The sequence below is a fragment of the Tateyamaria sp. genome, assembly GCF_039940735.1.
In the GTDB taxonomy this organism is placed as follows: domain Bacteria; phylum Pseudomonadota; class Alphaproteobacteria; order Rhodobacterales; family Rhodobacteraceae; genus Tateyamaria.
Genome location: NZ_JBDVGB010000072.1, coordinates 1 through 9257, shown reverse-complemented (window position 1 = coordinate 9257; position 9257 = coordinate 1). Strand labels below are relative to the sequence as shown.

At 53.9% G+C, this 9257-nt stretch carries 15 protein-coding genes; 2 read left to right on the top strand and 13 right to left on the bottom strand.

What is annotated here, in order from left to right; genetic code table 11:
* On the bottom strand, positions 1 to 386 hold a 386-nt coding region (locus ABJF76_RS15485), incomplete at its 3' end, for a hypothetical protein (RefSeq protein WP_413822611.1).
* Positions 387 to 502: 116 nt separating this feature from the next.
* On the opposite strand from ABJF76_RS15485, the gene ABJF76_RS15480 reads away from it, so the two are divergent.
* Both ABJF76_RS15480 and ABJF76_RS15475 read left to right on the top strand, forming a co-directional pair.
* Positions 503 to 1117 (top strand): TIGR02466 family protein, encoded by a 615-nt coding sequence (locus tag ABJF76_RS15480; protein ID WP_413821727.1) that lies wholly within the window; start codon positions 503 to 505, stop codon positions 1115 to 1117.
* Between the two features lie 96 nt (positions 1118 to 1213).
* Positions 1214 to 2071 carry a delta-class carbonic anhydrase gene (locus tag ABJF76_RS15475; RefSeq protein ID WP_413821726.1) on the top strand — a complete coding sequence of 286 codons (858 nt, stop codon included), beginning with the start codon at positions 1214 to 1216 and terminating at the stop codon, positions 2069 to 2071.
* Positions 2072 to 2146: 75 nt separating this feature from the next.
* Here the strand turns inward: ABJF76_RS15475 and ABJF76_RS15470 are convergent, their stop codons facing one another.
* The 12 genes from ABJF76_RS15470 to rpsJ form a co-directional block, all read right to left on the bottom strand.
* Complete coding sequence (locus ABJF76_RS15470) at positions 2147 to 2353, bottom strand: hypothetical protein (RefSeq protein WP_413821725.1); 207 nt, start codon at positions 2351 to 2353, stop codon at positions 2147 to 2149.
* A 249-nt stretch (positions 2354 to 2602) separates the two neighbouring features.
* Positions 2603 to 2782 carry a hypothetical protein gene (locus ABJF76_RS15465; protein ID WP_413821724.1) on the bottom strand — a complete coding sequence of 60 codons (180 nt, stop codon included), beginning with the start codon at positions 2780 to 2782 and terminating at the stop codon, positions 2603 to 2605.
* 253 nt (positions 2783 to 3035) lie between these two features.
* Entirely contained in the window at positions 3036 to 3449 is a 414-nt protein-coding gene (rplP, locus tag ABJF76_RS15460; RefSeq protein ID WP_413821723.1) for a 50S ribosomal protein L16, read from the bottom strand.
* 15 nt (positions 3450 to 3464) lie between these two features.
* On the bottom strand, positions 3465 to 4172 hold the full coding sequence (rpsC, locus tag ABJF76_RS15455; RefSeq protein ID WP_413821722.1) for a 30S ribosomal protein S3: 708 nt from the start codon (positions 4170 to 4172) through the stop codon (positions 3465 to 3467).
* The gene (gene rplV / locus ABJF76_RS15450) at positions 4172 to 4564 is read right to left on the bottom strand and encodes a 50S ribosomal protein L22 (RefSeq protein ID WP_413821721.1); all 393 of its coding nucleotides are present in this window, start codon (positions 4562 to 4564) and stop codon (positions 4172 to 4174) included. Before rplV ends, rpsC begins: the two co-directional genes overlap by 1 nt.
* Positions 4561 to 4839, bottom strand: a complete 279-nt coding sequence (gene rpsS / locus ABJF76_RS15445; protein WP_025059469.1) for a 30S ribosomal protein S19 — start codon at positions 4837 to 4839, stop codon at positions 4561 to 4563. The genes rplV and rpsS overlap by 4 nt, the downstream gene beginning before the upstream one ends.
* Positions 4840 to 4842: 3 nt before the next feature.
* A complete protein-coding gene (rplB, locus tag ABJF76_RS15440; protein WP_413821720.1) occupies positions 4843 to 5685 on the bottom strand; it encodes a 50S ribosomal protein L2 in 843 nt (280 codons plus the stop codon).
* Positions 5686 to 6159: 474 nt separating this feature from the next.
* Complete coding sequence (locus ABJF76_RS15435; RefSeq protein WP_413821719.1) at positions 6160 to 6924, bottom strand: hypothetical protein; 765 nt, start codon at positions 6922 to 6924, stop codon at positions 6160 to 6162.
* A gap of 133 nt (positions 6925 to 7057) precedes the next feature.
* Positions 7058 to 7354, bottom strand: a complete 297-nt coding sequence (locus ABJF76_RS15430) for a 50S ribosomal protein L23 (RefSeq protein ID WP_413821718.1) — start codon at positions 7352 to 7354, stop codon at positions 7058 to 7060.
* Positions 7351 to 7968: a 50S ribosomal protein L4 gene (gene rplD, locus ABJF76_RS15425; protein ID WP_413821717.1), complete on the bottom strand. Its 618-nt coding sequence runs from the start codon at positions 7966 to 7968 to the stop codon at positions 7351 to 7353. The genes ABJF76_RS15430 and rplD overlap by 4 nt, the downstream gene beginning before the upstream one ends.
* Entirely contained in the window at positions 7965 to 8696 is a 732-nt protein-coding gene (rplC, locus tag ABJF76_RS15420; protein WP_413821716.1) for a 50S ribosomal protein L3, read from the bottom strand. Before rplC ends, rplD begins: the two co-directional genes overlap by 4 nt.
* A 13-nt stretch (positions 8697 to 8709) precedes the next feature.
* Positions 8710 to 9024, bottom strand: coding sequence for a 30S ribosomal protein S10 (gene rpsJ / locus ABJF76_RS15415; RefSeq protein ID WP_108838874.1), 315 nt, complete (start codon positions 9022 to 9024; stop codon positions 8710 to 8712).
* Positions 9025 to 9257 lie beyond the last annotated feature (233 nt).

Here is a 9257-nt window from a genome sequence, read left to right as displayed (position 1 = left end):
AGAACAAGCGCTATGAAAGCAGCCAGTACAGCCAAGTCGATCACCTGATTGCGGTGGATGGGAAAAGTGCCGCGTTCATTCAGCGCAAATGGGTCCAAGAACCCCTCCCAACGCCGCGACACCGTAAAAGCGTGCATCATCAATAGCGCACCGTATGAATACAGCCGCGCGATCCCCACCAAGGCCAGAACACACAACACAATCTGCCCAACGGCAAGGCCATAGACCTGAAACACCGACGGATCCACGCCATCAAAGTTGCGCGCAAGCGATCGGTATTGATTGGGCAAGATGATCTTGTGCGCGGCCCACAAGAAAATGAACCAAATCAACCCAACGCGTAGAACAAAAAGGGCGGCAGCGTCTTGGCGGTCTTGCGGTGTCATCAAAGGCCTCTGATCATCGAACCAGGTCATATTTGACGGATATGCAGTCTAGAAACAAGACGCGGCACATCACTTGCCTATCGCCAGCGTTGCGGGCCTTCGATAATAGGGTTGCTATGATCAAATCTCTTTTTGCCACCCGCCTTTATCATGCCGCCCTGTCCGAACTCGACCCAAAGGTCGACGCGGACGAGTTAACTGCGTCTTGTTACGCGATTGCCGAAGACGACGAGGCAGGCCAAGATTGGTGCGAGGCACAGGGCTTTCCCGGCTACACGTCTTATGCGTCTCTGACGGACCTGCCATGGCGTTTCCCCATTTTTGCAGACATGGTGAAGGCGCTTGATGCCCACGTCGCGGCTTTTGCAAAAGAATGCCACTTTGATCTGGGCGACAAGGTGCTGAAATTGGACAGCATCTGGATTAATATCCTGCCCGAAGGCGGCATCCACACCGGCCACATTCATCCCCATTCGGTGATCTCTGGCACGACATATGTGGCCCTGCCCGAAGGCACCAATGCGCTAAAGCTGGAAGACCCAAGGCTGGCAATGATGATGGCCGCCCCTACTCGGCTCAAGGACGCGCCCGAGGATTTACAGACCTTTCATTATGCCCGCCCTGCTGTGGGCGATGTGCTGTTGTGGGAAAGCTGGCTGCGCCACGAGGTGCCCATGAACATGAGCGAAGACGAACGTGTATCCGTGTCGTTCAACTACGGCTGGGAATAAGTTAACAAAACGTTGACTTGCTCAGGCAGGGACATGCTAGTTTTCTACGGATTTAACGGCGCACCTTTGTGCCCGAAAAATATCGGAGGAAACATCATGTTCATTTCGCGCTTGGCCCTGCCCGCCGCAGTCCTTTTAGCATCCACAACCATATTGTCCGCTGCCGGCCAACCCGTCGGTGATGATGTGATCGCCGCACAACGTGCGGCCCTTGCAGCGGAAACCGCTGGCAAAGGGTATGGCCCACAATCGCCACGCGACCTAAATACTTTGGGCGGCGACAACCAACGTGCTTTTAACGCGGCCCCAGCCGCCAGTGAAATGAACCTGTGCAATATCCACTTCCACAAAGGCGCCGAGCATTCAGGCGGTCAGTTCACGACCTATCGGGGGAACGGCGACGGCAAAGGCTATGACAGCGGTTTTGCCTATGACGGCGACCTGACCGAGTCCGAACTGGCCCCCGTTGATTACCCCGTCGGCCCCACAGGCAAAAAAGGTGCGCTTGAACCCGGTGACACGATCGAGGTGCACTATGTTCACACCACTGCTCAGATCACCCCCGGCCCAACACTTGGCGCGTGCCTAAGCGAAGCTATCATTAACCCGCAATTGCGCGTTGAGACGCAAGTGTATGTGTTGGTCAACGACAAAACGGCCAAGGATTTTGTGAACCTCACAGAGATTGGTGAAGTCGACGGCTATCATCAGGCGCTCAACATTCCATCCGACACAGGCGCGCCAATCACATATGACGGTTCGACCACGGGTCCATCGTACAATGAAAAAGCGTCGCCTATTCAGGTCAGCTGGTCCGTACGCCCCGAAGTCAAAAAGGTGTACATCGGGTCCGTTGCGGAATGGATGAAAGCCAACATCTTTGACGAGCGCAAAGCCCACGGCGTGCGCAACCTTGTCAAAAACCCAGATCTGATTTCAGACATCGACAGCTGATTTACAGCCTCGTTTGAAAAGACAAAGACCAGCGTTGCAGCGCTGGTCTTTTTTGTTGGGCCAGTTCTGTGGCGTTTATCTTTTTGGGGCGGCCTTGCGCGCGTCCTCAAGGGCTTTCTTGGCGGCCTTTTCCTCTTTGGTCAGCTTATTGCCCCATTGGTTGTTGGACAGCCCCAAATCGTCAGGCATCGGCTTGGTCTTGCCCTTTTTGACTTCGCCGCCTTTGGCAAGGAACTCTTTGATCAGGTCTTCGTCTGTTGTGGGCTTGGGGACTTGTTTCATGTGCGTGGCCTTTAGGTTGGGGCGTTTGGCCTAGTTTAGCCGTTTAGGGGCCGATTGCCACCCACCACCAAGCCGCGTCATCGACAGGCCGCGGTGTGTCGATCCCACCTATGAACGGCAGCACTTTATGATAACCAACCACATCTTCGCTCTGGGCATCGCACTGACGGCAGACCAATCGACATGCCGGGGGGCGGCCTGTCGATGGCGCGGCGGCCTGCGGCCTTGATTCCGCGCTGTGTCAGTTCATCAATCGTTGCGTTTGTTTCCCCAAGGTAAAACCTTGAGCAAGTTAGACAGGCTTTCGCCGCCCCGACTACGCAGAACAATGGCCAATGCAACCAAAGCTAAAAGCACTGCGCCCAATCCGCTGCCGGACATAACGAACAGGTTCAATTCTGCTTCTCTAAGGGTGGTCCAGAACTCCATACACATTCCTCGCTATAGAATTATGCATGAGCTCCTTGCTCCGCTAAATACCAATGCCAGTAGACATCGCCAAGTAAACTCCGCAATTGACTCAAAGTTTCTGAAAAAAGAATCAGAATTACAGTTAAAATAAACAAAAACCCCCGACGCTTTCGCACCGGGGGTTCTCAATGTCTACCGAGTGCTGCTCTCGTGCATTTGCTTTGCAAATACCCTGCCGCGCACTAATTGCGCCCTTACGGGCGCAATCGACTTACCAGTCCTCGCGAACGACGACGCGTGTTTTGATTGGCAGCTTCATCGCGGCCAGACGCAGCGCTTCACGCGCGATGTCATCATTCACACCGTCGATTTCGAACATCACACGGCCGGGTTTAACCTTGGCCGCCCAACGGTCGACCGAGCCTTTACCTTTACCCATACGAACTTCGATAGGTTTGGCTGTGATTGGCACATCTGGAAAGATACGGATCCAGACGCGGCCCTGACGTTTCATGTGACGCGTCATGGCACGACGTGCGGCTTCTATCTGACGGGCGGTGATCCGCTCGGGTTCGATCGCTTTCAGGCCGTAAGTCCCAAAGTTCAGGTCAGACCCGCCCTTTGCCAGACCCTTGATAGAGCCCTTAAACTGCTTACGGAATTTGGTACGCTTTGGTTGTAGCATCGTATCGCCTCCCTATCAGCGACGACCGCCGGCACCGCGAGGTGCTGGGCCGTCTTGGAGTTCTTGTGCTTTACGATCACGTGCCTGCGGGTCGTGCTCCATGATTTCACCTTTAAAGATCCAAGTCTTGATCCCGATGATACCATAGGCCGTTGTCGCTTCGACGTGGGCGTAATCGATGTCGGCGCGCAGAGTATGCAAAGGCACGCGGCCCTCACGATACCATTCGGTCCGCGCGATTTCGGCGCCACCAAGGCGGCCCGCGACGTTCACACGGATACCAAGGGCACCCATACGCATGGCGTTCTGTACCGCACGTTTCATGGCGCGACGGAAAGACACCCGGCGTTCCAGCTGCTGTGCGATGGATTCACCAACCAGTGCTGCATCCAATTCCGGCTTGCGAACTTCAACGATGTTGAGGTGCAGTTCGGAATCCGTCAGGTTCGCCAGCTTCTTGCGCAGACCTTCGATGTCTGCACCTTTCTTGCCGATGATGACGCCGGGACGCGCTGTGTGGATCGTAACGCGGCACTTTTTGTGCGGACGTTCGATGATCACACGGGCAACACCCGCTTGATGGCATTCTTTCTTGATGAACTTACGGATGTTCAGGTCTTCAAGCAGAAGGTTCCCGTAATCCTTAGTGTCGGCATACCAGCGGCTGTCCCACGTGCGGTTCACCTGCAGGCGCATGCCAATCGGGTTTACTTTATTTCCCATCAGGCTTGCTCCCCTGAAACTTCTTCAACTTGACGCACCTTGATCGTGATTTCCGCGAACGGCTTCATGATCTTGCCGAAACGGCCACGCGCCCGAGGACGCCCGCGTTTCATGGTCAGGTTTTTACCAACCCAGGCTTCGGCAACGATCAGTTCGTCAACGTCCAGATTGTGGTTGTTTTCAGCGTTGGCGATGGCCGACTGCAAACATTTCTTAACGTCTGCTGCGATACGCTTTTTGGAGAACGTCAGGTCCGTCAGGGCCTTGTCCACCTTCTTGCCGCGGATCATTTGCGCAACCAAGTTCAGCTTTTGCGGAGACGTGCGCAACATGCGTGTCTTTGCCATTGCTTCATTGTCCGCAACGCGGCGTGGATTCTTATCCTTGCTCATTTGCGTTTCGCCTTCTTGTCAGCCGCGTGACCGTAATAGGTGCGCGTGGGCGAATATTCACCAAACTTTTGGCCGATCATTTCTTCGGACACGTTCACGGGAATATGTTTGTGGCCGTTGTACACGCCAAACGTCAGACCCACGAATTGGGGCAAGATCGTCGAACGACGCGACCAGATTTTGATTACTTCGTTGCGACCCGATTCACGGGAAGCTTCGGCCTTTTTCAACACATAAGAGTCGACAAAGGGGCCTTTCCAAACAGAACGAGACATCTATCAGCGTCCTTTCTTCTTGGCGTGACGCGAGCGGATGATCAGCTTTTGCGACGCTTTGTTCTTGTTGCGGGTACGGGCACCCTTGGTCGGTTTACCCCAAGGCGACACAGGGTGACGACCACCCGATGTGCGACCTTCACCACCACCATGTGGGTGATCGATCGGGTTCATAACGACACCACGCACAGATGGGCGGATGCCCTTGTGACGCATGCGGCCCGCTTTACCGAAGTTCTGGTTCGAGTTGTCGGGGTTCGACACAGCACCAACAGTGGCCATGCATTCCTGACGCACCAGACGCAGTTCACCCGAAGACAAACGGATCTGAGCATAACCACCATCACGGCCAACAAACTGGGCATATGTGCCCGCGGCGCGTGCGATCTGACCGCCCTTGCCGGGCTTCAGTTCGATGTTGTGGATGATCGTACCGATTGGCATGCCGCTGAAGGGCATCGCGTTACCGGGCTTGATGTCTGCCTTTGCGGCTGAAATCACTTGATCCCCAACAGCCAGACGTTGCGGAGCAAGGATATAGGCCTGCTCGCCGTCGGCGTATTTGACCAGCGCGATAAACGCAGTCCGGTTAGGGTCATATTCGATGCGTTCGACGGTTGCCGCCACATCAACTTTGTTCCGCTTAAAATCGACGATACGATAGAGACGCTTTGCCCCGCCGCCTGTGCGGCGCATCGTGATCCGTCCGGTGTTGTTCCGTCCGCCAGATTTGGTCAAACCCTGAGTAAGGGATTTGACCGGGCGGCCTTTCCAAAGCTCCGAACGGTCGATCAGTACCAGCCCGCGCTGGCCCGGCGTCGTCGGCTTATACGACTTGAGTGCCATGTTTGCTGTCTTCCGTTTTGCTATATGTGACGGGTTGCCCCGCCATGGTTATAGGCCCCCGTAGGTGCCCGACTTGGTTGGCCGTAGGGTGTGTGCTTGCACGCACCAAAAGACCATAAACAAAACCCCGGACGAATCCGGGGCTCTGCCGATGGCTGCGTGTATAAAGGTAGCAGGTTGGGGTCAAGCGATTCAGGGCAAAAAGCCCACGTTTCAACAGAAGCGACACAAGCCGGGCGCGCGCTTGCCCGTGTGTTGGCGCAATAGCATCAGCGCATTGCCACTTTATAGTAGCTGCATACTTCCTTTAGTCATTGCGGAGTTTGAAGCTAGAAAAAGCGCCGACCCGCAGGTACGGGCAGGTGCTCGCCTGGCGCCAGCGACTTAATTCCCGCTGAGTAAAAACACCCTCGTACCCTTGATCTAAAATGTCAGTTGCGGATTCGTTGCCAATATTCTTTCACTACCACACTTTTATTGGCTCAACCAAATCTCCAAGTCGCCAATACGAGCAAGAGGATAGCCAGTGGGGTCTAGTTTGACGATCCTCAAGTCTTTGCCAAGACCTTTGGGTGGTTCAGCAAAATTTACGTCAGTTGCCAATTGTTGCGCTGTCTCTAGGTCTTGTTCAAAATAATACCGAACTTCATTGTACCCATCGGCGTCTTTAGTTCGCTTCCCTCCTGATAAAAACTCCTGCCCATTCCAATCAAATTTCAAGAGCTTAATCAGATACGGCTTAATATCATTATCCCGACTCACATTTCCCGAAAACATAAAAAATACCCTATTGCTACTCCCTTCAGGCGAAACCGCAGCGGTTGGGTTAGTTTGATCAATCGTTTCCAAGACGACACTTCCTTCAACGCTCTGGGTCACACACGCAAAACTCATGTATTCACACCATGTGGTTTTGACTTGAACTGATGGTGCTGACAACGTTTTTGATAACGTGTCAAAATTAAGAACCACGTACCCAAGGGATGAAACAATTAACACTAAAGCAGAAAAGATAACCTTTCCACGTTCCGTCTTAGTTACTGCCGCAAAGATGGTAGATATGGCATATAGAACGACACAAAAACCAATGAAAAATAACAACTCACCAACAGGCCGCTCACCGTTTACAATCGTGAATAATGAAAAGCCAGCTGCGCTTCCAATTGCAAGAATAAAGGTTTTGTGGAGCAGCGGACTCACGGTCTTTAAACGATTAAAGAAATTATGTTCGAGCTTCATTTGTACCGTCCTAAATCCAGATAGAAATATGATAGTATTTCGAACATAGAAGTTCACACCATAGTCGCACAACAAAAAAAACCCGGCCACTTTCGCAGCCGGGGTTCAAAACCTTCAACGTTTAACCGAGACCTTACAGGCCGGTGGTCACGTCAATCGTGTTGCCTTCTTCAAGCGTCACGTATGCTTTCTTGACGTCTTTGCGCTTACCCAACGCACCACGGAAGCGCTTTACTTTGCCCTTCGTGATGGTCGTGTTCACAGCCTTAACCTTTACACCAAACAGCGCCTCAACGGCCTCTTTGATCATCGGTTTGTTGCTGTCAATCGCCACTTCAAAGACCACGGCATTGGCTTCAGAGGCCATTGTCGCTTTTTCAGTGATGATCGGCTTGCGGATCACGTCGTAATGTTCTGCCTTGGCACTCATTTCAATCGAGCCTCCAGTGCTTCGATGCCCGCCTTCGTGATCACCAAAGTGTCACGCTTTAGGATATCGTATACGTTTGCGCCCATCGTTGGCAGGATATCCAAGCCTTCGATGTTGCGGGACGCGGCGAGGAAGTCTTCGTTTACCGAAGCGCCGTCGATGATCAACGCGCGTTTCCAGCCAAGGTTTTTCACCTGTTTGGCCAAAGCAGCGGTTTTACCCGACGTCGACGCATCTTCGATGACGACCAATTCACCAGCTGCCAATTTGGCAGACAGCGCGTGGCGCAGACCGAGTTTGCGGAACTTCTTGGTCAAGTCGTGGCCGTGCGAACGAACCACTGGACCTTTGTAAACACCACCACCGCGGAAGATCGGAGCAGAACGCGCGCCGTGGCGTGCGCCGCCGGTGCCCTTCTGGCGATAGATCTTCTTGGTCGAGTATTTAACTTCGGACCGTGTTTTGACCTTGTGCGTACCCGCCTGAGCGTTGTTACGCTGCCAGCGGACGACACGGTGCAGGATGTCGGCGCGTGGCTCAAGGCCAAACAGAGTCTCGTCCAAATCTACCGAACCGGCTTTGCCGCCGTCGAGTTTGATGACATCGAGTTTCATGCGTCACCTTCCTTGTTCTCAGCAGCGTCGTCGCTAGGTGCGGCGGCACTTGCGGCTGATTTCAGAGCAGCGGGCAGGATTGCATTGTCAGGGAACGGTTTCTTAACCGCGTCCTTAACAGTCACCCAACCACCTTTAGAGCCGGGAACGGCGCCTTTGATCATGATCAGACCACGGTCGCTGTCTGTGCGCACAACTTGCAGGTTCTGCGTTGTGACACGGGCAGCACCCATGTGACCGGCCATTTTCTTACCTTTGAAAACTTTGCCGGGGTCCTGACATTGGCCAGTCGAGCCGTGCGAACGGTGTGAGATCGAAACACCGTGTGTCGCGCGCAAACCGCCAAAGTTGTGACGTTTCATGGCACCGGCAAAACCTTTACCGATGGATGTGCCTGTTACGTCGACAAACTGACCATCAAAATAGTGCTCAGCGATGATTTCTTCACCGACGCTGATCATGTTGTCTTCGGTCACGCGGAACTCAACCAGCTTACGCTTGGGTTCCACTTTCTGAGCGGCGAAGTGGCCGCGCATGGCTTTGCTGACGCGCTTCACCTTGGGGCTACCTGCACCCAATGTGACCGCTGTATAGCCGTCTTTGTCCGAAGTACGTTGGCCAACAACCTGCAAGCCATCCAACTGGAGAACGGTCACAGGGATCTGCTTGCCGTCTTCCATGAACAGCCGGGTCATGCCGACTTTCTTTGCGAGAATTCCAGAGCGCATATCTATACCCTCCTTACGATTGCAACTTGATCTCGACGTCCACACCAGCGGCGAGGTCGAGCTTCATCAGCGCGTCTACGGTCTGGGGGGTCGGATCAACGATGTCGAGCAGACGCTTGTGCGTGCGGATTTCGAACTGGTCGCGGGATTTTTTGTCAACGTGGGGGCCACGCAGAACGGTGAATTTTTCGATCTTGTTCGGCAGCGGGATGGGTCCGCGGACGGACGCGCCGGTGCGTTTGGCGGTGTTGACGATTTCCTGTGTGGACGCGTCCAGCACACGATAGTCAAACGCCTTCAGCCGAATGCGAATGTTTTGGCTTTGGATGGCCATGTATCGATTTCCCTTATTCGGGTCTTTAGAGCGGAGAGGAGGAGGATCGCGCATCGACCCCCCTCATCGCGTCTGTTCTTTTCGCTTGTCGTATTGGATATCGACCTGCGTTTTATAGCGCGTAAGGCGGATCATGATCCGCCTTACCAATCACACAAAGGTGCGACTTACTCAGTGATGTTGGAGACCACGCCGGCGCCAACTGTGCGGCCACCTTCGCGGATCGC

Coding starts and splice junctions, on each gene's coding strand:
- ABJF76_RS15480 (WP_413821727.1), top strand. CDS start 503: ATGATCAAATCTCTTTTTGCCACCCGCCTTTATCATGCCGCCCTGTCC.
- ABJF76_RS15475 (WP_413821726.1), top strand. CDS start 1,214: ATGTTCATTTCGCGCTTGGCCCTGCCCGCCGCAGTCCTTTTAGCATCC.
- ABJF76_RS15470 (WP_413821725.1), bottom strand. CDS start 2,353: ATGAAACAAGTCCCCAAGCCCACAACAGACGAAGACCTGATCAAAGAG.
- ABJF76_RS15465 (WP_413821724.1), bottom strand. CDS start 2,782: ATGGAGTTCTGGACCACCCTTAGAGAAGCAGAATTGAACCTGTTCGTT.
- rplP (WP_413821723.1), bottom strand. CDS start 3,449: ATGCTACAACCAAAGCGTACCAAATTCCGTAAGCAGTTTAAGGGCTCT.
- rpsC (WP_413821722.1), bottom strand. CDS start 4,172: ATGGGAAATAAAGTAAACCCGATTGGCATGCGCCTGCAGGTGAACCGC.
- rplV (WP_413821721.1), bottom strand. CDS start 4,564: ATGAGCAAGGATAAGAATCCACGCCGCGTTGCGGACAATGAAGCAATG.
- rpsS (WP_025059469.1), bottom strand. CDS start 4,839: ATGTCTCGTTCTGTTTGGAAAGGCCCCTTTGTCGACTCTTATGTGTTG.
- rplB (WP_413821720.1), bottom strand. CDS start 5,685: ATGGCACTCAAGTCGTATAAGCCGACGACGCCGGGCCAGCGCGGGCTG.
- ABJF76_RS15435 (WP_413821719.1), bottom strand. CDS start 6,924: ATGAAGCTCGAACATAATTTCTTTAATCGTTTAAAGACCGTGAGTCCG.
- ABJF76_RS15430 (WP_413821718.1), bottom strand. CDS start 7,354: ATGAGTGCCAAGGCAGAACATTACGACGTGATCCGCAAGCCGATCATC.
- rplD (WP_413821717.1), bottom strand. CDS start 7,968: ATGAAACTCGATGTCATCAAACTCGACGGCGGCAAAGCCGGTTCGGTA.
- rplC (WP_413821716.1), bottom strand. CDS start 8,696: ATGCGCTCTGGAATTCTCGCAAAGAAAGTCGGCATGACCCGGCTGTTC.